Raw genomic sequence first — 24,886 nt, 5'->3', positions numbered from 1 at the left:
GCAGCATCAGATCCGGTCGCGGTGGACATGAAAGCTGAGGGTGGCCCCGGTAACGGTGCTGCGCCCGGTGTAGAAGAAGATCAGACACCAGATCCCCTGCAGGAACAGCAGCAGGGCCGGGTTCCAGAGACTCTGCAGGCCAACGGCAAGCTGCGCCGGCACAGGTAACGCCCCCCCCAGCAGCCAGACCATCACAAAGGCGTACAGCACGCCGATCAGCCCCATGACCTGATAGGCAGAGATCCTGCCAGCGCCGCGGTAATCGGCCCGCATGGTTTCCGAAAAGGAGCGCCAGCCCTGGGTGACGGTGGTGGCCAGCAGAAAGGCGGCGGCATGCCGGGCGTCAAGGAACAGTGCCGTTGCCAGCAGGCCGCAGACGGTGTAGAGCACGGCCGTCAACGCCTGGACAGGCAGCACCTCTACCGACTCCATGCCGTCGGCATAGGCGATCTTTTTGGTGCTGCCCAGAAAGACAAAGCCGCGACCGTTGAAAAGCCTGTGCAGCAATCCGCCATCCTGTGGAACCGGCCTGCCGTAACAGCAGCCGAAGCTGATGCAGGCCAGCCGCCCCAGCCCTTCACCAAAGGCATAGGCAATCGCAATGGCAGCGTAGGCCGCCATGACCGGGATCTGGAAGCCGAGCCACGGACCGGCCAGCCGGTTCAGCAGCTGGATCAGAAACGGGGTAATGATGATCCCCACAAAGACCGCCCCCCCCACGGTGAAGGTGTGGGCCTTCTTCTCCACGATCCGCGCCACCAGCCGCGAGGCCGGTACGCAGCAGCAGAGCATGGCGGCAGCCAGCAGGGCCGTACCCAGCGGCGGCACCCCCACCGCCCCCAGCAGTACCAGCAGTACGGCAACCGCCACCAGATAGGCGTTGGCGGTCAGGAGGCCGTACCAGGTGATGTTGATCCCCAGCCAGCCGTTGCCGTGGGGATCTTTTGCGGTCGGCACCGCGGCAACGATCTGCCAGCGTTCGGCCGGTAAGAAACGGAAGCCCCACCAGAGGTAGGCGCCAAGCAGACAGCTTGCGGCTAACAGGAACAGGACTGCGGACATGGGGGCTCCCCTGGGATGGAATAGGCGGTCTCCGGTTTCAGGCCGGGCCGCAGGATGGTGCTGTAGGTGGCGGAGGCGTGTGGCGCCTTTGCCAGCACAAAGTTCCGTGCAGCTTCCCCCATCAGGGAAAGCATCAGGTGATTGGCGGTCATACTGCGGATTGTGGCGGTCAGTGCCGCCGCCTCCCCGGCGCTGAACAGCAGCCCGGTCTCACCGGCACGCATCAGCTCACGGGGGCCGCCGGCATCGGAGACGATCACCGGCAGTCCCGAGGCCTGGGCCTCCAGCACCACATTGCCGAAGGTATCGGTGGCGCTGGGAAAGACGAACAGGTCTGCCGAGGCATAGGCCCGCTGCAGCTCGTGCCCCTGCAGATAGCCGGTAAACAGCGCCGGATAGCCGCCAAGGGCCTGCTCCATCTCGCTGCGGTAGGGGCCGTCGCCGATCACGGCCAGGGCCAGATCCGCCCCCTGGTCAACCAGCCCGGCAAACGCCTCCACCAGCAGCTCCAGCCCCTTTTCCCGCGAGACCCGGCCGACATAGAGCAGGGTGGTCCTGGCGCTGAGACCGCGCTCAAGCCAGTAGCGCTCGACCCGCTTATCCGGCGAAAACTGCTCCGTATCGACCCAGCGCGGCAGCGGCTTCATCTTCTCCGGCGGCAGGCCGTGTGAGAGCAGCTGTTCCCGCGTGCCGTTCGAGGGGACCAGCACCTCTTCCATCTGGTTGTAGAACCAGACCATGTAGCTCCAGGCCGCCTGTTCCAGAAACTCATCATTGGTCAGGCTGCGGACATACTGGGGGATGTCGGTATGGTAGGTGCCGGCCACCGGGATGTTCATCAGCCGGGCGATCAGCAGCCCCAGCAGGCCGACCGTGCCGGGGGTGCTGACATGGATCCGGGTGATCCCTTCCTTCTCGATGTAGTTCAGCACATCCAGGATCGGCGGGAAGCTGAGCTTCAGCTCGGGGTATTCCGGCAGTACGAAGTCGCCCACCGCCTGGAACTGTTTCACCCCGGCAGGTGGTGCCTGGCTGCCGTCGCCGGAGGTGATCACGGTCAGGCTGATGCCCCGTTGCTGTGCGGTACTGATCAGACGGTGGATCGTCATGGCCACGCCGTTGATCTCATCCAGGGTATCGGTGAACAGGGCGATCTTCTCCTCTGCAGGCGCAAACGGGATCTCCGGCAGCCGCTCCGCCATCTCGCGGATCAACTCCTTGCCCTTGTGCTGATGATGAAAGGCCAGGTAGTAGGGGGAAACCAGCAGATGCACCAGGCCGATGGTGCCGGCCGTGTTGAGGTAATCAAAAAAACCGGCCTGCAGGGAGAGCGACATGAGACGGTTGGTGTAGCGGTACAGGATCCGGTTTGCCAGGCGGCTGGTGACCATGAAGATCTTGTGGTTCAGGTCGGCCCCCTTCAACCCTTCCAGAAAGGGGGCATCGTTGAGCAGCTGCCGGGCCTCGCTGTCCAGCAGCTCTTCAAAGCCAAGCTCCCTGGCTGAGCGTTTTTCCGGCAGGTTTTTCAGCACGAACAGTCTGATCTTTTCCACAAAGGAGCCTTTGTCCGTGCCCAGGTTGAAAAAGCGGTCCAAAAGGGCGCTGACAAAGGGGGTGGCGCCCCGCCTGCGCTCGCCGAAACGCTCCCGGTAGAAGCTGTGGGCCACGCCATAGAGGCTGTGGGCCATGGTCAACGGCCCGCCATGTTCCCCTTCCGCCCAGGTGCTGCCCTGCCGGACGGCATCAAGAAAGGCGCCGAGATCCTCGCCGCAATGGCTGCAGGTGTGGGCCCGGGCAATGAACAGGCCGCCGTGGTCATCGGAGCCGCCCACCACCCCCTTACGGTGCGGTTCGTCACCCAAAGGGGTCAGATTGTGTTTATCGGCCAACCGCTCGATCAGCGTCTGGGTCAGGGTTCCCACCAATGTCGCGGTAACGTTGTTGAACCGGCTGGCCCGGCAGCCGTTCCGGATCTCAAAAACAGAGAACAGCAGCAGACACTTTTCAATGATCGCAATGGTCAGCTTGTCGTTCTGGGCATAGAGCGGATGGGCCAGGAAATGGGCGATCCGCTCCTGGTTGAGGTAGGCTGTCAGTTCGTAGACATTCTTGCGCAGCGCCATGATCTCCCTGAACTGGGCCTCGGAGATATGCAGCACCACCAGATGGATCTTGCAGCCGTTTTCAGGGAAGTGGGTGGTGATCTCGGCGCTGACGAAGGCATTGGGCAGATGGGCGATCTCCAGCGCCCCGCCGATGGCGTTGTGATCGGTGATGGTGACGTACGTCATACCCCGCGCCAGGGCGGCCTGGTAAAGCTGCCGGGGCGAGGTATAGCTCTCCGGGCAGTTGAATTTGCGCATGGCCCAGTAGGTCGGCTTGTTGGAGTAGCTGGAATGGACGTGCAGGTCTGCCTTAAAGGTTTTCATGGTATGTTTTCCCGCTGTTGCATGGACTGCCCCGCCTGGCGCCGCCCGCTGCCGTTGCCAATAAAGAACGCACCTGAATGTCGGTCTCCACCAGTGGTTTTTCAAACCCCTGCGTAAAGCGGCTGACGACCCCGCTACGCAGCTGATTCTGCAGCAGGTCTGCGGCAAAGCAGACCCTGCCGGGCTGAAAAAACAGGATATCGGTGCTGCTGCCGGGCCGGTAGAGGCTCTTGGGCTGTCCCTTTTTCAGAAACATGCCGACCCGGACCTGGCGGGGCTCTGCATAGCCCTGGTCACTGTAGGCCTGCACGATATCGCCGATCATCAGGGCCACCACCTCCACCATCGCCACCAGCCCGACCCGGCTGCCTCCCTCGACGTCGGTGTCGATCAGGGTTACCACCCGCTTGTTCTTGGAATAGGGGGTGACCATGCTGACCACGGCGGCGGGGTTGCAGCAGTGGTAGGCACCGTCAATGCTGTAGAAGTCAACCACCCGCCCGCTGACCGGGAGATGATTGTAGTGATACTTGTCCGGGGTCAGACGGAACACGGCAAAGTCGCCGTCGGCAAAACGGTGGCGCCAGAAGCTGCGCTCAGGCCCGATCAGCTCCTCAAAGCTGAAGAACTTGTCCTTCAGAAAGAACAGCGCCGTCTCCTGCAGCGAACCGACGATCACCCGGGCATCGGCCGGAGAGAGTACCGCAGCCGGATCATCGGGCAGCGGGCGGCACTGTTCGTAGCGGATCCTGCGTTCAAAGAGCTTGCGGGCGGTATTCAGCTCCTGCAGGGGATCAAGGCATTCACTCAGATCAATCCCGCAGCGGGCGGCAAAGCCCTCCCGGTTCAGCAGGGGACGATCAAAGTTGACTGCCCCCAGGATCAGTGATGACCAGCTGCTGGTCAACAGACGGAACAGGGCGCTGCTGTTCTCCCGGACCTGGTGGTAGAGCAGCCTGACCATCCGGTCCCCCAGCAGCTGCTCGGTCACCACGGCGCCGCTATCCCGCTCGATATACTGGTGCTGCAGCATCCGGGACACTCCTTTGGGTGGTGGCCTGCTGATGATCGTGGTGCAGCTTCACCAGCAGCAGGTTCATCAGACGTTGCAGGGTCGGGATCTCGGCCTGTTCCTGCAGGATCTCCGGCCTGACGACGGCCAGAAACTGATCGGCCCCCTGCCCCTGCAGGGTCAGCAGCAACGCCTTGCGCAGCGGTTCATCCAGTTCGCCGGCCTGCTGTTCCAGGCTGCGGCAGTCCTCCTGCAGCAGGTCAAAGGCCTCGGCCATCTGCTGTCTGCGCAGGGTGGTGCGGTAGTACTCTTCAGCCCCGCTGTTGAAGTCACGGGCCTCGGTTTTCAGGGCGGAGCGGCTGCCCAGATGGGCCAGGATGCCGCTGGTCAGGCGTCCACTGGCGGCGTACTGTTCCGGCGCCTTCAGCCGCTGCTCAAGATCGGCAACGGTATCCTGCAGTCCCATCAACTCGATCAGGTCGGCCGCATCCTCCCGCAGGGTCTGCAGCAGCGCCAGCCGATATTCATGGATCTGGACCCGCAGATAGCCGGGATAGCGTTTGCTGGGACGCACCCCACGGGTCCGGGCGATCATGCTGCCCAGAAAACGGTTGGCCGTGTCTTTGTGGACAAAGAAGGTGGGCAGGCCGATGGCAGCCCCAAAGAAGATCTGCCGCCGCTCGCTCTCCAGCGAAGGGGCATCCGGTATGAGCCGGTGATCAACCCCCTGTGTCATATACTTGTAGGCCAGGGCCGTGATCAGGGTCTGCAGGTCGGCGGCCCGTCCCATGTCCCCCTGGAAGCTTTGAAACAGGCTGTAGTGGCGGCCCTCGAAACCGGAGAACCCCATCTTGGCAAATTCACGCTGCTTGTAGAGCAGGTAGACCGACATCTGTTCATCAAAGACCCCCATGTCGGCCAGGTCGCTCCGCAGCAGGTCGGTGTTGCCCGGCTGGCCGTTCAGGGCCGGGCTGCGATCGGTGGAGAGCAGGCAGACTAGGTAATCCACCAGACGGTAGTCCGGCACAAAATCGCCCTTGAGGCCAAAGGCCCGGCTGATAAAGGAGTCCAGGGCATCCGGACCGAAGGGGGTGATTGACTGGCCGAAGATGGAGATATCGGCCTTCTTGCGCCAGCGCCGCCACAACATCCGCAGGTGGGTGTAGTCCAGTTCATGGGGCAGGAATCCCAGCGCCTTTTCTGGGTGGAAATCATGAAAGGCCAGCCGGAACGGGGCAGCGCTGTAGGAACCGACAAACAGCGGCAGAAAATGCTCGCAGATCTTGATGGTCAGATCGCCCAGCAGCTTTTCGTGAGCCGCCTTGAAACCGGAGCCGCTGTCGGCCAGGGCCGCGCTCAGACGCCGGCTGCCGATGCTGATATGGGTGCCGTTGTTGGCCAGGCTGACATTGGAGAGATTGGGCAGCACCACCAGGTTGTTGAGGATGATCCCGGCATCCCGCAGCTTGGCCACGGCGTTGAGCTGGCTGCGGGAGAGGACCTGATGACAGAGCTGCATGTAGCGGAACTTGTCTTCACCCCTGTCCCAGCCGGAAAGGCAGGGACTCATGAACAGCTCACGGTAGAAGCTGTCCGAGACATGCTCGTTCAGCTCCTTCTGCCGTACCGGCGGATGGGGGGCAAAATAGGCCATGGCCTGCTGGCCGTACTCGCCGATGCCAAAGGCCTGGTTGGCGTAGTGGATCAGCAGCTGGGTCACCAGAAAGCGGATGGCGGTCTCCCGTGCAATGGCCGCCCCCATGCCGTTCCGGGGGGTCAGGGAGACCACATTGAAGGAAAAGGTCTCCGGCGAGGTATTGTCGTTCAGGTAATGCCCCAACAGGCGGATACCGGTCTGCCGGATCAGGTCCGGCAGGATCTGCTGGGAACCGATCAGGTCGGCCAGGGCCAGTTTGATCAGATAACTGATCGGCAGACGCAGCATGACCGTGCCGTCCGCGGCATGGAAAAAGAAGCGTGCCGCATCGGCCCGCTGCCCTGCTGCAGGGTTGTTCTTGTCAGCCTGCAGGTCCTGCTCCAGCACCTGACGGGCATAGGCCGAAAGCCGCTTGAGCGGGAAACGGACCCAGCTGTTTTCCCAGACGTTGCTGCTGTTGTCCGCCAGAAACCGTTCCAGATCAGCCACGGCCTTGGGCGAGGTCTCGCCGGACGCAGCCCGTTTCATCATGTTGGCAAAGTAGTTTGACTGCTCAATGATCAGCGGCAGATCAACCTGCTGCCGGTCTCCGGCCACCACCGCCTGCAGCTCGCTTTCGGAACCGGCGGTGACATCCCCCGCAGTAAAGGGGAGTGAGGTGAGCACGGCCTCCGGCCGTTCCAGACAGACACCGGCCAATCTCAGGGCCTGACGGACCCTGTCCGGTTCCTGCATGTGTGCACTGACGGATGGTGTAGGGCAAGGGCTTGGCAGTTCCGGCATCGGGACCTCATAAGGCCTGAAGAATGTCATGGGGCAATCCTACGCCTTCAGTATGTCGAAACTGCGCTGGACAGGTGACAATCAGGTAAATTCTTCACTGTATACGCGTGCAAAAAAAGATTATTTCAAACCGCCTCCTTTAAAGTGACAGACAGCTGTCACTCACTCCTGCTATATTCCACGCTAGACTACAGGTAAACAAAAAGATCAATGATACCCAGTAGATCTTATTTGTTAAGAACCTGTCAAATGCCCTCACACAAAGGATCTCCTGCTTTTTTATGTACAAATACAGCAACAAGATCGATGCACTGACCGCCATATTGAAAAGACTGGATACCGGGGAAAAGCTGACGCCGGAGCTGCTGGCAGGGGATTTTAATGTTGGGGTGCGTACCATCTACCGCTACCTGAACCATCTCCAGGCCGCCGGCTACCCGATCTACTTTGACAAGACCGACAGGAGCTACCGGTTCCTGAACAATTTCAGACTGAACCAGCTCAAATCAGGCGGCGGCGACGAGGCGTTCAGCCTGCATCCGATCAACCAGATGAGCGGCGTTGCCATTGCCACTTTCCGCACTAACGGCGAATGTATCCACAAAAACACGGCCATGACCCGCCTGATGGGCTGCGCAAGCTGGAACTGCTGCAACGGCAACTTCCGGCAGCTGGACTGGTGGCAGGATTCAGGGCTGCTTGCCATGGCCGATGAGGCGATTGAGACAGGTCGGGAGGTCTGCCGCGACATTACGCTGACCATCAACAAGCGGGAGCGCTGGATCCAGGCCCACATGACCCTGGTAAAGCAGGAAAAGGCCGTCTATCTGGTCTTTCTGGCACAGGATCTCTCGCCCCGCATGCACAAGGAGATCCAGGTCGCCCGCTTCTTTGCCGCCATGAACCAGTCACCCAACCTGATTCTGGTTACCGACACCCGGGGCACGATTGAATATGTCAGCGAACGGGTGGAGGAGCTGACCGGCTATACCGCCGAGGAACTGATCGGCACCAACCCCCGCGTCCTCAAGTCCGGCCAGACCCCGCCCGAGCTCTATCAGAACCTCTGGAGCACCATCAGCCGTGGCTACGCCTGGAGCGGCGAGCTGTACAACCGTAAAAAGAACGGCGAGTACTACTGGCAGCACCTCCATATTGCCCCGATCCGCAACCATCACAACGGCATCTCCCGCTACGTCGGGGTGATCGAGGATATCTCCCGCCAGAAACTGCTGGAGGAGGAGATCTACGCCTATGCCGTCAGTGACCGGGTCACCGGCCTGTACAACCGCAAGATACTGCTTGAGCTGGGGAATCGCGACATCACGGCGGCACAGCGCTATGGCCGCGCCATGACCCTGCTGATCGTGGATATCGACCACTTCAAGGAGATTAACGACCAGTTCGGCTACCCGGCCGGCAACCAGTTCATGCAGCAACTGGCGGCACTCTGCCGCGCCTCGGTGCGGACCACCGACCTGATCGGCCGGACCGGCAAGGACTCCTTCGGTATCCTGCTGACTGAATCCACCCTCACCGATGCCCGGCTGGTTGCCGAACGGATACGGGAAAAGGCCTCACAGATCAGGATCACGACGGCTGAAGGGCCCCTGGCCTGCACGGTCAGCGTCGGCGCTGCAGCACTGACCGAACGGCACCAGGCCATGGAACAGCTGGTAATCGAATGTGAAGGGCTGTTGCAGAACAGTCAGTCACAGCAGGCCGTTAACCAGTGCATCGGTTTTGCATGACGCGGGGCAGCAACGCGGATAGACAGCTCAGCCACCGTACCGGCCAGCACTGGTTTGCGCTGATTGTCGCCCTGGCCCTGATCGGCAGCATCATCGCCTACAATCTGGTCACCATGCGTCACCGGACCATCAGCTTGGAAAACCAGCGCCTGAAGACCCAGGCCAGGATGATCGGCCAAAACATCGAACGTCAGCTTGAGGCAACCAATCTGGCACTGCAAGGGGTGGTCGCCGACCTGCCCCGGCTGCGGGGTCCCCAAAACCTCAGCCAGGCCAACAAACGCCTGAGCGTGCTGGCCGATGCCATGCCCGGTGTGCGCACCATCTTTTTTACCGACGCTGCCGGCACGATCCTGGCAGCCAACCGGCCGGAACTGATCGGCCGGAACATTGCGAACAGGCAGTATTTCAACGAACCGCAGCAGCACCCCAACCCGGATACGCTCTACATATCGCCCCCCTTCAGGTCGGTGCTGAACGGCTATGTCTTTAATATCACCAAGCTGATCCAGGGACCGGATGGCCGCTTTCGCGGTGTTGTTACCGCCGGGGTCGATCCGGACTATTTTGAGGTAATCCTGCAGTCAACCCTCTATGCCCCGGATATGTGGAATACCATCAACCACGGTGACGGTATCCGTTTCATGTCCATGCCGTACCGCCCGGGACAGGCCGGCAAAAACCTGGCAGTGCCCGGTTCCCTGTTTACCCGTCACAAAGAGAGCGGCAGACAGGAAAACATCTTCACCGACAACGCCTATGCCACCGGCGAGTACCGTATGGTGGCCCTGCTGACCCTGCAGCCGAAGGCGCTGCAGATGGACAAACCGCTGGTGGTGATCATCAGCCGCTGCCCGGACAAAATCCTGAAAAACTGGAGGAATGAGGCGATCTTCCAGGGGCTGCTGTTTCTGATGACCTGCATCGGCAGCTCAGCCGGTCTGTTCCTGCTGCACCGGCGTCAGGCGTTGTTTGAGCAGAAGGCGCAACGGGTAGAGGCGATGGTGCAGATCCGCTACGAGCTGTTGGAATACGCCACCCTGCATACGGCTGACGAACTGCTGCAGTACGCCCTTGACGAAGTCTGCCGGATCAGTGACAGCCCGGTGGGATTCTATCACTTTGTCGACCCGGACCAGCAGGCCCTGACCCTGCAGGCCTGGTCCACCCGCACCCTGCAGGAGTTCTGCAAGGCTGAGGGGCACGGTATGCACTACGGCGTCGACCAGGCCGGTGTCTGGGCCGAGTGTGTCCAGACCCGCGCTCCGGCAATTCACAACGACTATGCCGGCCTGCCCAACAAAAAGGGGCTGCCGCCCGGCCATGCACAGGTCATCCGGGAGCTGGTGGTGCCGGTAATCCGGGATGAACGGATTGTGGCGGTGCTGGGGGTGGGTAACAAGGGGATTGACTACACTGCCAGAGATGCCGAAGAGGTCGCCTATCTGGCCGACGTAACCTGGGAGATCATTGATGGCCGCCGGGCCCAGCAGGAGTTGAAACTTGCCAACGAGCTGCTGGCAAACGAGGCCCGGATCGATTTTCTGACCGGCATCTACAACCGCCGGATGTTTGACGGCCTGCTGGTTGCCGAGATCGCCCGTGCCTGCCGCTATAACTCACCATTATCGCTGATCATGCTGGACCTTGATCACTTCAAGCTGATCAACGACACCCTGGGGCATGCCGCCGGCGACCATGTGCTGCAGAAGGTTGCCGAACTGATTTCCGGCAGGATCAGGAGCCACGACATCTTCAGCCGCTGGGGCGGCGAGGAGTTTGTGATCCTGACCCCCAAAAACGACACGACCCAGGCCGCTGTGCTGGCCGAGATCCTGCGTGATATGATTGAACACTATGACTTTGGCAACGGCATGCAGCTTACCTGCAGTTTCGGGGTGACCCGCCATCACGGCAGCGACTCTGCTGAAACATTCATCGAGCGGGCTGATGCAGCACTGTACCAGGCCAAACACAAGGGGCGAAACCGGGTAGAAATCATAGAAGCGGTTGCATTATCAGGAATCTGTGCTACAGATGAAGCCAGTACAGCTACAACACATCGAGGATGACTCATGAAACGTAGCACCTGTACCACAGGTTTCCTGCTGTTCCTGCTCTGCCTGCTGGCTGCCCTTCCGGTTGCCGCCGTTCCACCATCCCCTGCAAACAGGCCGCTGATTGCCGTTATTCCCACTGACCTTGCCCCTTATTACTTCCGGGACCAGACCACCGGCAAACCGGCCGGACTGGCCGTTGATATCACCGATGCCCTGGCCCGCCGGACCGGACTGCAGATTGAGTACCGTTTTGCCAAGGCCTGGGAAGAGGTTGACGAGCTGGTCTTAAACCGGCAGGCCGACCTGATTCCGCTGCGGGTGATCAATCAAACCACCAAAGATCAGTTCCTGTTCAGCGAGGTCCTTGATGTTGCCCCGATCAGCTATCTGGTCAGGGCAAGCGACGCACGGACCAAAGGGGTTGCAGCCGGTCAACGGGTCGGCGTGATGCAGAACAGTACGGCCTACAGCCTGCTGAAAGGCCGCAGCGACATCACCCTCAAAACCTACGAAAATCTGCAACAGCTGCTGATGGATCTGGTCACCGGCCAGCTGGACTTGGTCATGACCTTCAAAAACACCATTGTGCAACTGGCAGAAAAGGCCGGCCTGGAAAACCAGATTCGGGTCATTGAACCGCCGGCGCTTGAGTCGCGACGGGGGATAGCCCTGCACCCCGCGGATGCCGTTCTTGCGCAGCAGCTGAACAACGCTATCAAGACCTTCCATGGTTCCAGAGAGTACCAGGAGATCTATCAACGCTGGATGGGCAAGCCCAAACCGTGGTGGACCGTACAACGTGCCGTCATGGCAATAGGAGGCAGTGCCATCCTGCTGCTGACCGTGTCGCTATTATGGCGTTTTTTCGGCATCCGCAGACTGAACCTGCAGCTGCTGGAGGCAAACCGGCGCCTGGAAACCGAGATCAGCGAACATAACCAGGCTGTCCGGCTGCTCAAAAAGAATGAACAGTTCCAAAAAACCCTGATTGAGACCCTGCCCGATCTGGTCTGGATGAAGGACCCTGACGGGGTCTACCTGGGCTGCAACCCGCGTTTTGAAGAGCTCTACGGGGCAAAGCAGTCGGACATCATCGGCAAGACCGATTATGATTTTGTTGAGCGGGAGTTGGCCGATTTCTTCAGGAACAACGACCGCAAGGCGACAGCAGCCGGCAAACCGACCGTCAATGAAGAGTGGCTGACCTTTGCGGCAAGCGGCTACCAAGGCCGGTTTGAGACCATCAAGACCCCGATGTTCGACACCGACGGCACGCTGCTGGGGGTGCTGGGGGTTGCCCGCGACATCTCGGAACGGACCAGGGCCTATGAGCTGCTGCGCCTTTCTGAAGAGAAATTTGCCAGTGCCTTCAAGGCATCGCCAGACTCAGTCAACCTCAACCGCCTGACTGACGGCACCTATCTGGAGGTGAATGAGGGGTTCACCAGCATGATCGGTTATCAACCTGAAGAGGTGCTGGGTAAATCATCCCTTGATCTGAAAATCTGGGTGAATCCCGATGATCGTCAGCGTCTGGTTCATGAACTTCAGGAGCACGGTTTTATCAGAAACCTGGAAGCCGAATTCCGACGTAAAGACGGCTCATTCATAACCGGCCAGATGTCGGCCCGGGTCATTACCGTCAACGGCGAGCAGTGCCTGCTCAACATTACCCGTGATATCAGTGAACGTAAAAAATACGAGGAGGAGCTGAAGCAGGCCCGCCAGGCTGCCGAGGCTGCCAACCGTGCCAAGAGCGAGTTTCTGGCCAACATGAGCCACGAGATCCGCACCCCCATGAACGGGGTGATCGGGATGGTGCAACTGCTGCAGTTTACCACGTTGAACAACGAACAGCAGGAGTACCTGCAATGCCTTGAAAGCTCCGCCCAGGGCCTGTTGTCGCTGCTGAACGACATCCTGGACCTGTCCAAGATCGAGGCCGGCAAGACCACGCTTGAATACGCCGACTTCTCCCTGCGCCACAGTATCCAGGAGGTGGTGACCACCCAGATCTCCCAGGTCCACAAGAAGCGGTTGCAGCTGGTGACCAACCTGTCGGATGATATCCCCGAAATCCTGTACGGCGATCCGCTCCGGCTTAAACAGATCCTGCTCAACCTGTTGGGCAACGCCATCAAATTTACCACGGCCGGCAGCATCACCATCATGGCCAGGATCACAGGCCGGCAGAACGGGACGCTGACCGTCCTCTTAAGTGTCAGCGACACCGGCATCGGCATGACGCCGGAGGCGTTGCAACGGATCTTTGCCCCCTTTGAACAGGCTGACAACTCCACCACCCGCAGATTCGGCGGCACCGGTCTGGGGCTGACCATCTGCCGCCGTCTGGCCGAGCTGATGGGGGGACGGATCTGGGCCGAATCATCGGACGGGCACGGCAGCAGTTTCTTTGTGGAGCTGCCGTTTATGATCCGCACCCATGCCGCACCGTCAGCAGCACCTCCTGTGCTGCACGGCAGTGCCGGCAGCACCCGCAGCCTGCAGTTGCTGCTGGCAGAGGACAACGCCCCCAACGCCACCACGATCACCGCCATATTGAAACGGATGGGGCATCAGCTGGAGGTGGTCAGCGATGGCAAACAGGCGCTGGACAAGTGGCGTTGCGGTCACTACGACGCCCTGTTGTTGGATGTCGCCATGCCGGTCATGGGGGGTAACGAGGCAACCCGCCTGATTCGCGAAGAGGAACAACAGACCGGGCAGCACATCCCGATCATTGCCGTCACCGCCCATGCCCTGCGGGGAGATCGTGAACAGCTTCTGCAGGACGGTTTTGACGGTTATGTCGCCAAACCGGTCGACATGCAGCATCTGGCACGGGAACTGGAACGGTTGACCGCACCAGTCGTCACCTAATATTTGGCTGGCCACAACCATCCTGACACATCAGCATGCTAGGCTCACCTCATCTGTTCAACAACGATAGAGGTGACCGGCAATGAAAAATCTGAAGGGATTCTGCCTGGAGTGCGGCAGCAGGGCAATTTCTAAAACCGTTGACAATGTCCTGCCCAAATTCAAAATGGAGATCATCAATTACGCCTGTGGCGCCGAACTGAAAAGCATCTACTCCAGCAACGGCAATACCGGCAGGCTCTGCCTGTCCGGCTGCAGTCAGCTTGAAGACCAGGTGTCACCGATCTGACAGCTGCGACGACACCCGTCTCCTGTCAACCGCACCTCCCTGTTGAAGGAAGATGCGGTTTTTTACGCATATTCGGCAATAAAACCCTCTACGGCAGCCCTGATCTCGTCCCGGATATTCCGCACTGCGGCACGCACTTCTTCGCTTGTCCCCTGCAGGGCGGCCGGATCACTGAAACTCCAGTGCAAACGGCTGACAATGCCGGGAAAGACCGGACAGCGCTCGGCATTGGCCCCGTCACAGACCGTGATCACATAGCTGTAGATCTCACCCCGCTTGAACATCTCAAAGACATCCTTGGTCTGGTTAGCGGAGATATCAATCCCCAGCTCCTGCATCACCTCAACCACCAGCGGGTTCAATGTACCCGGCTCAAGCCCGGCACTTCGCGCCTCAAAACGCTCGCCGGCCAGGTGGTTCAGCAACGCCTCCGCCATCTGGCTGCGGGCGCTGTTGTGAACACAGACGAACAGTACCTTGTCTTTCTTCATGGTCATACCCCTCCTATACAAGATCACGACAGCGGCAGTATCGCATAAAAAAGGCACCGGACGGTTGCGGTCCGGTGCCAGGTTGGTTACAAACAGCGGCTTGAACAGGGTTCTGAAGGGATCAGAAGCGGCTCAGGGCACGCTTCAGGCTGATCTTCCAGACCCTGGTCGGCAGATTCGCATCAAATATGCCGAAGTCATTGTCGTTTGACAGGTACAGGGTTTGGTTATCAATCAGGGCCATCCCCTCCAGCTTGATTTCATAGCTGGGGGAGGTGCCGACCTGATCAGCGCTCTGCTGTACCAGGCTCTTCAGCTCATCGGTGGAGAACACCTCACGGGCTGAGGCCGGCACGATGTTGCAGTTCATCAACCCCACCTGCTGATAAGGTGAGCTGGTGACCGTCTCTTCAGGCGTCAAGGTTCCTTCACAGCTGTTGCTCAGCAGATTGGTGGCCTTGGCCATGTCTACCTCCATCAACTTGGCCTTGCCGTTGGCCCGTTCCAGCAGCAGGATCCGGTCGGTTGCCAGCCATTGGGCAGCCGAGTATTTCATGTCGGTCTGTTTGTTACTGACGGTATAGCCGGCAATGTTCTTGGCATAATCGCCTGCCGCGCTCTGCAGCACCACAAACTCTCCGCTTACCGTCGCATTCAAGGGATCAGTGACATTCAGTCGGACGATCCGTACCACACGGGTGTACTTGTACATGCTGTTGGACTTGTCACCAATCGGGCTTTGCATGACGGCATAGGCGGTTGCGCCGTCGGATGAGAGCGCCAGGTTTTCAAAACCGCGGTTGGAACGGCGCTGTTCACCGAGGATTGAGGGGAGGATATTCTTGACCGTATAGTTGGCACCGGCCATCGGTTTGTTAACCGGGGTGTAGCGTACCTTGACCCTGCCGGTGGTACCGTCCACCACGACAATGCTGGGAGAGTATTCGTCAACCAGCATGAAATCGCCATTGGGCAACACCTGGATATCCTCGATATCGAGGCCGTTTTCATTGTACGAGCCCTGCAGGGTCAGGGACGAGTTCAGGTACGGGACGTCGTCGTAGGCAGCCAGGTTCGGCATGCCGGTCACGTAGTTGCCGTCCTTGTCCAGGATCGGGATATACTTGTCAACCACTATCTTGCCGGCAGCGTCGAAATGCACCTTGGCAATGGTGGGGGTCGAAGCCGGCAGCGGGAAGAACTTGGCTGTGGTTTCGCCATTCATGCCACGGTCAGTGGTCATATAGTAATAGCCAGGATTTCTGGGGTCAGGGGTCAGACCTGAGCCAATGCCCGGCTTGGTCATGGTCAAGGCGCCGTAGGTCAGGGCATCTGTCAGGTTCTGGTCCGTCAACAACGGGTTCAAGACCTTCATGGAGGTGTCGGGCAGGGCGTAGACCGTGGCATCCAGCTTGGCGGCATAACTGCGGTTTTCATCGGTCAGCCCCAGGTCCTCCAGCATGACGCGGTAGATCTGGGTATTATCTATCAGCGTGGTTCCCGGATACCAGCTTCCTTCATAGCTCTTGAAGCGGCCAACACCGGCACCTTTGGCATAAAGGGTAACCGGATCGTTGAAGTGGCTGTTGATTCCTTTGCCGTCCACACCGTAGGTTACCTCACCATTGGGATAGTAGTAGTCGCTGTTGTATCCCAGGGCCACGCCGCCGGTCTGCTGGCTGGGCAGCAAACCTTTACCCAGTTGCTTGGCCACGGTATTACGCAGGTAGCTGTTGGAATGGTCGGAGGTCACAATGACCAGGGTATTGCTCCAGTCGATGTCATCGCCTGGCTGGTCAACAAAGGCCTCAACAGCCTTGACGGCCTGGTCCAGGTCCCACATCCCCCCGATCATGCTCTTGTAATCGTTGGCGTGGTTGGACCAGTCAATGTCCCCCTGTTCAACCATCAGAAAGAAACCGTTCTTGTTCTGGCTGAGCACCTTCAGTGCCGCAGTTGAGGCATCGGCCAGGGTCGGGTTTTCAATGGAGCCCCGGGTAACGGCAGAGGTCCTGTCGTTTGACGGGTTGTGATATTCAAAGTTGCCACCCACGCCACCGAACAGACCGAACAGCTTTTTACCGGCTGTTACTGCCTGATTGGCCTTGGCAAGCAGGGCAACACCCCCATCAATACCTGTCGTGCGTTCCACAAAGGCATACTCAGTCGAATTTCTGAGGTTTGTCAGTTCAGGGCCGTCAATATAGCTGTAGTCAGGCTTGACCGTTGCCGAGTTGAAATCCGGATGACCACCGCCGATTACCACTTCCGGACGGACAGCAGTTATGATCTCCTGGGCAATTGCCTTGTAGTTGTTACGGGACTTGTTGTGACTGACAAAACCGGCCGGAGTGGCGTGGGAAAAAGGCACGGTACTCACCACGCCGATGGCGGCCTTCTTCTGATTACGGTACATCTCGGCGATGGTGGTCAGGCGGCCGTCTTCCTTGTCGCCGGTCCGCCAGGCCAGGTTGCCGTCGTCGGTCTTGAAACCGGTCGAAAGGGCCGTAGCTGCCGAAGCGGAGTCGGTGGCAGGAATAGCCCCGCCGTCAGTGGAACTGAGCTTCAGCTTGGTACCGAAATAGTTCAGAGAAGCACTTGAATTCAGAGCCGCGGTGGTGTCGCGGGGATAGGGCTGTTTGCCGCCTTTGCTCGTGTCATAGCCAAGCAGGACACTGTAGGTTGAACTGTTCTGCGGATCAAACTTGTCATCGGTAATGTTCTTTGCACCGGTAGAGTCCGAGCTGTAGGCGTAGCGGTTGTAGGTGGTGACATCCCACGTGGATGCTGCCCCCTTGTAATCAAACTTCCAGTGTTCAAGCCCGCTGTCGAACGAACCGTTCAGGTAGTTGTTGTAGGCCCGTTCATGCTCAAGCTGCATCCCGTCTGCAATGATCAGAATCACATTCTTGGCCTGCTGGCCCGGACTGCTTGCTGTCTGTGTCGTACCGCAGCCGGTCAGGCTGCTTGCCATGGTAAGCGCAAGAACCGCCGCCACCGTCCTCAGATGCCTACGTTCGAAAAACATGTGCTACCCCCCCGCGTTATGGTGTTGAGTCAGGTCACCATACGGGAAGGTTTTTACCGTTCTGCGGCCAAGAGGTTACATCTTTGCGAAATCTTGCAGGAAAGCGGTGGGGGGTGACGGCAGCTATTCAGGGGATGAGTGTTGACGGCAGGCAGATGCGGAATTCGGCTCCCTCGGACCCGTTCCGTGCGGACAGCCTGCCTGCCATATGTTTCTCAATGATCGTCTTTGACATATAGAGACCGATGCCGGTTCCCTCCCCCGGCCCCTTGGTGGTGTAGTACGGCTCAAAGATATGCGGCAGCGCTTCAGGGGCGATTCCGCCACCGGTATCCTGTATCGACAGGACCACCCAGTCGTTTTCTGCGCTGGCGGTCACCTGGATCCGCCTGTCCGGCCTGTTGGTATGGTTCAGCACATCAATGGCGTTGTTAAGGATATTCAGCACCACCTGGATATACTCGGCCTGATAGCCGTTGACCATACGTTCGTTCTGGACGGCCAGCTGACAGGTTATGCCGTAATGCTCCATCTGCGCCGAGACAAAGCTGATCGCCTTGCCGGCCGCCTCGGCAACGGAGAACGGATGCTTCTGTTTTTCGTTCCGGAAGAAGGTGCGGAAATCATCAATGGTCTTCGACATGTAATTAATGATCTCCATAATATGCCGGACATCATCCTGAATCTGTTCGTCGGTCAGCTCTTCCGCAGCCTTCAGCAGCTGCATGCTTTGGACATAGATCGCAATGTTGTTGAGCGGCTGCCGCCACTGGTGCGCGATGTTGTTCAGCATCTCCCCCATGGCGGCATGGCGGCTCTGCTGCAGCAACAGTTCATCCTTCTGGCGCAGCTCGGCAATCGCCTCGTCGACCCTTCTCTCCAGGGTCCGGTTCAGCTCCTCCAGTTGCGCCTGCTGCAGACCGAGCTGTTCTTCAGCCTGCTTGCGCCCCGAGATATCCCGTACCATCACCACAATCCGGTTTTCACCGTCAATGGTTGCACGACGCATGCTGACCTCAACCCACAGGCGGCTGGTGTATTTTGTGGTGGTGACCCATTCAAAGGTCTGGGGAACGCCCTCTGCACAACGGTGAATCCAGGCCAGGGCCTCTGCCTCGGTGTAGGGCGCCTCACCCGTCCCCACCTGCTGCAACCCTTTGTTCAGCAGCTCTTCGCGGCCATAGCCGTAGAGCCGGCAGGCGGTCTCATTCACATCCAGGACACGGCCCGTTTCTGCGTCATGAATAAAGATGGCGTCGTTGAGCGAATCATAGATGGTATGAAATCGTTCTTCACTGCCCTGCAACAGGGCGGTTGCCCTTGCCAGCTTCAGGTTGTCGGAATAGATGAGTTTGTAGAGGATCAGCGAGGTCAGCAGGACAAACAGCCAGCCTTTGAAGAGCGCCACCCTGGTCAGGGTATCATGGTCGCTCACCAGCCAGCCGACAATTGTGTCGGAGACAAGTATCCAGCTTGCGGCGAAGAAGGCATAAATGCCGACAATCCGCAGCGCGGCCAATCGCACCTGTGGTGGAGCATTGAAAAACATGGCGAACCTCCCCGGTTCGCCAGCAATTGTAGTCAAGCATGGCCAGAAGTCAACCGCCCCAGAACTTTTGCCAGAGCGCCATGATGATCTCAAAGGCGATCAGGATGATGATGATCCACTCCAGGCGGGCGGAGCGGCGGGCGTGGGAGAGGGAGGAGAAGACATCGGTGACATCCAGCAGGGTCTCGGCCTTGTGCTTGATCTCCTGATAGCGGGGGCGCAGTTCAAAAAGGTTGGAGATGGTCAGGTAAAAACGGTCAGCCTCGTCGTTGTCCCAGGTGCTCTCCGGTTTATCCAGCACCATGATATGGGCGATGGAGGTGTATTTGAAGCCGAGCACCACCGAGGCCAGTTTGGCCAGCCGCTTGTCCGGCAGCTCCAGCACCCCCTGCCCCAGGCGGTTGATCATGACACCGACTTCATCAAAGACGGCATCGACATGCTCTTCAATCCGTTCCAGGGCCACCGACTTTGCAATCACAAAGCAGATAATCTCCAGCAGTTCCTGTTTAAAGACCGGCATCACCGCGCAGTCGTTGGTGATGGACGGTTCACCGTCCGGCGTGATCTCCAGCCGGTAATCTTCCCGGAAGCGGAGTTGCGGCTGTTCCTTCAGCTGCTCCAGATGCTGTTTCAGCCCTTCGATACAGCGGGCAATAATGTCATCACCGCAGTTCAGAAAGACGATGCCGCCGAAGTAGAACAGGTAGACCCAGACGGCGTCGCTGGCGGCAGAGGGGGTGAAGGTGACCGGATTGAGCCGCATCGGTTCTTCCCAGCGGTACTTGCGGTCAATCCCCAGCCGTACCGCCAGGCGGTTCAGGTCAAGATCACCGCCAATGGCAAAGGCGGTAAAGCTGTACAGGCTGGTCAGCGGTTCAGTCATGGCGGTTACGGGTTGCCTGGTCGGCGCAGATTCTCAGTTCAGTGATGCCGTATTCCCGCAGCTGGTCATCGTCCTGATGGGAAAGCCTGGTCAGCAGTTCAAGCCATTCATGTTTAAGCGGCAGATCGGGAATCCGTTGACACCTCATGTTTGCCGCAATTGCAGCGTAACGTTGTTCTCTGGTTGCCACGACTACGGCTCCTTTTCTGCGCCGCCACCGGCCGCCTGGGTCACAAATAACACCTGCACGCCAAAACTCTTTTCAAAGAGGTCCCTCTTTGCGCTAGCGCCAAACAGCTCCACGGCCAGGTCTTCCTCACCGCTCAGCACCAGCTGTACCAGAGTGCCCTCAACCCTGCACTGCAGCCCGCTGACTGCGGAACAGCGCCGCCGGTCAAGACCGTCCGCCATACGCAGGATCCCGGCCAGACGACCGACCGTTACCTGTTCCTTGGCCGTCAGACGCTGAAATTCATCATGTTTCTTTTTGGGCAGCGATTTACGGTGGTAACGGGCGATCACCGCCACCAGTTCCCGTTCACGGGGGGTGATGCCGAACAGTTCGGCATGGCGGATCAGGTGGCAGGAGTGTTTATGATGGCTGTGATAGCTGATGTAGTAACCGATGTCGTGCAGCAGGGCGGCCGCTTCAAGCAGCACCCGCTCGCGCTTTTTCAGGCCGAAATGATCCGCCAGCTGGTCAAACAGGGCCAGCGAGAGTGTTGCCACCTGTTGGGAATGCATGTCATCCATCTGGCAGGATTGGCCGAAACTGATCACCGATTCGCGCCATGAGCGTGGCGAGGCGGCTTCCGGCGCCATACCGCGCCGCTTGATCGCCTCCAGTATCATCCCTTCACGGATACCGTGGGCATTCACCAGCAGGGTGTTGGCGCTGAACAGATCCATCATCGTATCCACCAGCCCCACGCCGGCCACGATGATATCGGCCCGGTCCGGGGAGAGCCCCGCCACCTCCCGGCGCCCCTTGATATCGCGCCGCTGCAGCATGGCCAGCAGATGCACCACCTCGGAGCGCAGCACCTCAAGGCCATGCACGCTCTCCACCGGATTACGGCGCAGCTGCAGCGCCATCTGGGCGATGGCGTTGATGGTGCCGCCGGAACCGATCAGGGTGGGCAGCACCAGCTTGTCGCCGTCCAGCTGCTTTTTGATGACCTCCCGGACATGCTTCTGGAACCTGCGGTAATCGCTGTCACGGGCCGGATCAACCCGGAAAAACTGTTCGGTCATCACCACGGCACCCAGCTCGAAGGAATAAAACTCCTCCACATGCACCCCCTGGGCCGTGATCAGCTCCACACTGCCGCCCCCCACATCAATCACGCCAAAGCGTTTACCGTGGGTATCAAAGTTGCGCAGGGCCGACTGGGCAGCCAGGGCAGCCTCTTCATCACCGGAGATGACCCGGATCTCACTGCCCAGCAGCTCTGAAAAGCGTTTGACCAGCCGGGGACCGTTGGCAGACTTACGCATGGCGCTGGTGGCGACCGCATCGATCGCCTTGACCCTGAGACCGGTCACCAGCTTGTGCATCCGGATCAGGGCAGCCTCGGCCCGGGCCACGGCAGCCGCAGAGATCTCGCCGGTCTCGGCAATCCCTTCCCCCAGCCGTACCGTATCCTTTTCATCATCAAGGATACGGAAACTGCCGTCCTTGTTGCATTCAACCACAATGCAGCGAATGGAGTTGGTACCGATGTCAATGGCGGCGAGACGTTCTTTGGTCATCAGGCAGGCTCCTTTTACAGGACATTGAAAAACATACCGGGGAAGGCCGGATACCGGTTTTCCACTGTCCTGTTTACCGGTTACAGCTCAAAGTGATACAGGATCGGCTTCTTATCCAGCAGGGCAGATAATTTTTTCAGCAGCTTGCGCTGCTCACGGGCGATACCGTCCAAGACCGTTTTCCGCACCGTTTCAGGCAGATCCGCCGCCTCACGCAACAGGCCCGCAATTACCACCCGGTCATTCATATCACCCAGCAGGGTCTGATACTGACGCAGCAGCTCCAGCAGATCAGACTGCGGCCTTTTCAGCAGGTCATGCAACAGCTCGTTGAAATAGCGCCATTTCTTGACTGCAATCCGCAGGGCATGCCGTTCCTCCACCATCTCCGGCGGCGCCACCAGCGGCAGCAGGGCGTGAATCGGACGGTAGAGGTTCAGGTTGCGTTCGGACAGCAACGCCAGCAGCCCCTGTGAAGCGATGTTATCCGGCGTCACCAGCGCTGCTGCCGCAGCACGGATCTGACGCTCCAGCTTGATGCAGTCCAGCAGTTCCAGCGACCGCCGGGCCTGCGCCACTTCCTGTTTCCGCTGCTGTTCAAGGGATGCCAGCAACGGCTCCAGACCGTCGGCACCGGTTTTTGTCAGGTAGAGCAGGGCCTCATCCAGATTACGGACCAGCCCCAGTTCACGGGTCAGACGCCTGATCGGCCGCCGCAGACGATCCATCCGCTCTGTGCCGGTAAACGGCCCCAGTTGTTCAATGGCGCCACGCAGACGGCGGCTGGCGACCCGCAGATCATGGGTATGCTCAACATCAAAACAGTTCAGTGTCCGGTAGCGCAGCTGCAACAGCCCGTCCCAGCGCGACATCAGGCAGCCGGCATATGCCTCCAGCAGCTGGCGGCTGCCGGGCAGCGGGCAGGACTCCCCGCTATGCCGGTCACTGTTTGGGGACAAGGGCTTTCTTGGCCGAACTGATCAGTTTGCCGCTCAGCGGGGCATACCAGAGAAAGCGGGCCGGTTTTTCCGGCTTGTCACGCAGCTCAAGACAGAGACAGCTCCCCTTGGCAAGCCAGGCCACCTCTTCCCTGCCCAGCAACAGGGCGGCTGCCCGGCCAAGCAGCGGTTCATGGCCCACCAGCATGATGCTGCCGGGCTTCCGGTGGCTCGTGATCAGCGCGATCAGCTGTTCCAGGGGCGCATCGGGTGCCAGTCCGCTGTCGGCAATCAGTTCGGTACGACCGCCAAGCGCAGCCAGCAGCAGCTCGGCCGTCTGCACCGCTCGGGTCAGGGGGCTGGTGATGATCAGATCAGGGCGCACCCGCTTCCTCTGCAAACGGGAGCCGGTCTTCAGCAGCGCCTTGCGCCCTTTCCGGGTCAGCCAGCGTACCCCGTCATCCAGCCCTTCGGACCGTTCCACCGCCTCTGCATGCCGTACCAGATAGATCACCATGGACAGGGTCTCCTTAAAAAAGTTTAGCGCATTTTGATAATAGTACAACCACCGATCAGGCGGTTGGCAGGGTCACCGTAAAGGTACTGCCCTTGCCGGCCTCGCTGGTAACCTGCACCTCGCCGCCATGCAGCTGCACGATATGCTTGACGATCGCCAGCCCCAGGCCGGTACCGCCCTGTTCACGGCTGCGTCCTTCATCAACACGGTAAAACCGTTCAAAGATCCGGGGCAGATCCCTGGAGGGAATACCGATGCCGGTGTCACTGACCGCCACCACCACCCGTTCCTGTTCCAGACGGGCAGCGACCGTCACATCACCACCGTCCGGGGTGTACTTGATGGCGTTATCCAGCAGGTTCAGCAGCACCTGTTCCAGCTGTCCCTGATCTGCCAGCACCTTTGGCATCCCCTCAGGGCATTCCGCAGCAATCCGGATCCCCTTGCTGCGGGCATGGTCCTCCATCAGCATCTGGGCCTTGCGGATGGTACCGCACAGATCCAGAGGATGCAGGGTCAGGGCCGCATCCCGCGCCTCAAGCTTGGAGAGGGTCAGGATATCATTGATCAGGTTGGTCAGACGCTCAGCATGGCTGACGATAATCTCGACAAAACGGCGCGAACGTTCCGGAGACTCCTCCAGGGCGCCATCCAGCAGGGTCTCGCCATAGCCCTTGATCACAGCGACCGGGGTGCGCAACTCATGGGAGACATTGGCCACGAAATCACGCCGCATGGTTTCCACCCGCTTCAGGTCGCTGATATCGTGGAAGACCGCCACGGTGCCACGGTTGCCGCTGTCACGGGTCAACGGCACCCAGTGGGCCATCAGCACCAGGTTGGTGATCGGAATGGTGATCTCACAGCTCACCTCATCGCCTGATTCACGTTGTTCTTCAAAGGCCTGCAGCAGGTCGGGGTGCCGGCAGACCTCAACCAGCGGACGCCCCTCCACCTCTCCCGGCAGGCCGAACTGTTTGCGGAAGGCAGGGTTGACCAGGATGATGTTCCCCTTGGTATCGGTCACCATCACCCCTTCACCCATACCACGCAGGATGGCTGCCAGGCGCTGTTGCTCCGAGGTCAGCTTGTGCATCTGCTCTTCAATCCGGGCCGCCATCTCATTCAGGACACGGGCCAGGTAGTCAATCTCCTCTCCCTTGCCCATCGCTATCCGGACCCCACGTTCACCAACCCCGATCCGGGCGGCTGCATCGGCAATCTCACGCAACGGCTTGGCGGTGATCCGGGAGAGGAAAATACTGAGCAGCAGCGAAGAAAACAGCAGCAGCGTGACGGCCCCTCCCAGCAGGTTGTGCAGGGCCCGTTTGGCGGCATCAAAGTATTCCAGCGGCAGGGCCAGGCGGATGACCGAGGCATCACCGGCAGGTAGCGGCAACGCCACATACAGCATGGTGGTACGCAGGGTATCCGAGTAGCGGATGGACCAGCCTGAACCGGTCTTCTGGGCCTGCTGCACCTCAGGTCTGCCCTGATGGTTTTCCAGACCGGCCACCTGATCATCCCGCACATCGGAGTCACCCACCACCCTGCCGTCTGCGGCGATCAGGGTCACGCGGGCCTTAATGGCTGCTCCCAGCTTGTGGGCCAGGGCCTGCGGTGGCACGGCATGCTGCTGTTCCGCCAGCAATCTGGCCAGCTGGGCCTGCTGCTGCAGGTTGGAGCGGCTCTCTTCCACCAGCCGCTGTTCAAGCAGATGGTTGACATAGCCGAAACCGCCGCCGGCAATCAGCAGAGAAAAGGCAATATAGGACAGAAACAGCTTCCAGCGGAATGACATG

The 24,886-nt window shown here is 59.5% G+C and carries 17 protein-coding genes; 4 read left to right on the top strand and 13 right to left on the bottom strand.

The genetic code is table 11. The annotated features are described in order from the left end of the window. Positions 1 to 6: 6 nt before the first annotated feature. The 4 genes from FY034_RS02380 to FY034_RS02365 are packed head-to-tail and all read right to left on the bottom strand — an operon-like array spanning position 7 to position 6,973. Positions 7 to 1,062, bottom strand: coding sequence for a prolipoprotein diacylglyceryl transferase family protein (locus tag FY034_RS02380; protein WP_265553461.1), 1,056 nt, complete (start codon positions 1,060 to 1,062; stop codon positions 7 to 9). Further along, positions 1,038 to 3,491 (bottom strand): glycosyltransferase, encoded by a 2,454-nt coding sequence (locus tag FY034_RS02375; protein WP_265553460.1) that lies wholly within the window; start codon positions 3,489 to 3,491, stop codon positions 1,038 to 1,040. The genes FY034_RS02380 and FY034_RS02375 overlap by 25 nt, the downstream gene beginning before the upstream one ends. Continuing rightward, complete coding sequence (locus FY034_RS02370; protein WP_265553459.1) at positions 3,478 to 4,524, bottom strand: phosphatidylserine decarboxylase; 1,047 nt, start codon at positions 4,522 to 4,524, stop codon at positions 3,478 to 3,480. Before FY034_RS02370 ends, FY034_RS02375 begins: the two co-directional genes overlap by 14 nt. After that, the gene (locus FY034_RS02365) at positions 4,493 to 6,973 is read right to left on the bottom strand and encodes a hypothetical protein (protein ID WP_265553458.1); all 2,481 of its coding nucleotides are present in this window, start codon (positions 6,971 to 6,973) and stop codon (positions 4,493 to 4,495) included. The genes FY034_RS02370 and FY034_RS02365 overlap by 32 nt, the downstream gene beginning before the upstream one ends. Before the next feature lie 251 nt (positions 6,974 to 7,224). Here FY034_RS02365 and FY034_RS02360 point away from each other — a divergent pair, with 251 nt between their 5' ends. The 4 genes from FY034_RS02360 (at position 7,225) to FY034_RS02345 (ending at position 13,923) form a co-directional block, all read left to right on the top strand. Continuing rightward, a complete protein-coding gene (locus FY034_RS02360; protein WP_265553457.1) occupies positions 7,225 to 8,694 on the top strand; it encodes a GGDEF domain-containing protein in 1,470 nt (489 codons plus the stop codon). Continuing rightward, positions 8,691 to 10,766 carry a diguanylate cyclase gene (locus FY034_RS02355; protein WP_265553455.1) on the top strand — a complete coding sequence of 692 codons (2,076 nt, stop codon included), beginning with the start codon at positions 8,691 to 8,693 and terminating at the stop codon, positions 10,764 to 10,766. The genes FY034_RS02360 and FY034_RS02355 overlap by 4 nt, the downstream gene beginning before the upstream one ends. A gap of 3 nt (positions 10,767 to 10,769) precedes the next feature. After that, a complete protein-coding gene (locus FY034_RS02350) occupies positions 10,770 to 13,634 on the top strand; it encodes a PAS domain S-box protein (RefSeq protein ID WP_265553453.1) in 2,865 nt (954 codons plus the stop codon). 82 nt (positions 13,635 to 13,716) lie between these two features. Next, a complete protein-coding gene (locus FY034_RS02345; protein ID WP_265553451.1) occupies positions 13,717 to 13,923 on the top strand; it encodes a hypothetical protein in 207 nt (68 codons plus the stop codon). Positions 13,924 to 13,985: 62 nt separating this feature from the next. On the opposite strand, the gene FY034_RS02340 is transcribed toward FY034_RS02345, so the two are convergent. The 9 genes from FY034_RS02340 to pnpS form a co-directional block, all read right to left on the bottom strand. Continuing rightward, positions 13,986 to 14,420 carry an arsenate reductase ArsC gene (locus FY034_RS02340; RefSeq protein WP_265553449.1) on the bottom strand — a complete coding sequence of 145 codons (435 nt, stop codon included), beginning with the start codon at positions 14,418 to 14,420 and terminating at the stop codon, positions 13,986 to 13,988. 115 nt (positions 14,421 to 14,535) lie between these two features. Then, entirely contained in the window at positions 14,536 to 17,442 is a 2,907-nt protein-coding gene (locus FY034_RS02335) for an alkaline phosphatase (protein WP_265553448.1), read from the bottom strand. A gap of 127 nt (positions 17,443 to 17,569) precedes the next feature. After that, positions 17,570 to 18,991 carry a PAS domain-containing sensor histidine kinase gene (locus FY034_RS02330; RefSeq protein ID WP_265553447.1) on the bottom strand — a complete coding sequence of 474 codons (1,422 nt, stop codon included), beginning with the start codon at positions 18,989 to 18,991 and terminating at the stop codon, positions 17,570 to 17,572. 49 nt (positions 18,992 to 19,040) lie between these two features. Continuing rightward, positions 19,041 to 19,877: an RMD1 family protein gene (locus FY034_RS02325; RefSeq protein ID WP_265553446.1), complete on the bottom strand. Its 837-nt coding sequence runs from the start codon at positions 19,875 to 19,877 to the stop codon at positions 19,041 to 19,043. Continuing rightward, complete coding sequence (locus tag FY034_RS02320) at positions 19,870 to 20,067, bottom strand: hypothetical protein (RefSeq protein WP_265553445.1); 198 nt, start codon at positions 20,065 to 20,067, stop codon at positions 19,870 to 19,872. The genes FY034_RS02325 and FY034_RS02320 overlap by 8 nt, the downstream gene beginning before the upstream one ends. 2 nt (positions 20,068 to 20,069) lie before the next feature. Then, a complete protein-coding gene (locus FY034_RS02315) occupies positions 20,070 to 21,629 on the bottom strand; it encodes a Ppx/GppA phosphatase family protein (RefSeq protein WP_265553444.1) in 1,560 nt (519 codons plus the stop codon). A gap of 80 nt (positions 21,630 to 21,709) precedes the next feature. Then, entirely contained in the window at positions 21,710 to 22,588 is an 879-nt protein-coding gene (locus tag FY034_RS02310) for a CHAD domain-containing protein (protein WP_265553443.1), read from the bottom strand. Further along, positions 22,572 to 23,084, bottom strand: a complete 513-nt coding sequence (sixA, locus tag FY034_RS02305; protein WP_265553441.1) for a phosphohistidine phosphatase SixA — start codon at positions 23,082 to 23,084, stop codon at positions 22,572 to 22,574. Before sixA ends, FY034_RS02310 begins: the two co-directional genes overlap by 17 nt. 55 nt (positions 23,085 to 23,139) lie before the next feature. After that, complete coding sequence (pnpS, locus tag FY034_RS02300; protein ID WP_265553439.1) at positions 23,140 to 24,885, bottom strand: two-component system histidine kinase PnpS; 1,746 nt, start codon at positions 24,883 to 24,885, stop codon at positions 23,140 to 23,142. Position 24,886 lies beyond the last annotated feature (1 nt).

Source organism: Trichlorobacter lovleyi, assembly GCF_015239775.1.
GTDB classification, from domain to species: Bacteria; Desulfobacterota; Desulfuromonadia; order Geobacterales; family Pseudopelobacteraceae; genus Trichlorobacter; species Trichlorobacter lovleyi_B.
The sequence above is the reverse complement of the archived record's forward strand: the minus strand, read 5'-3'. Positions and strand labels throughout refer to the sequence as shown.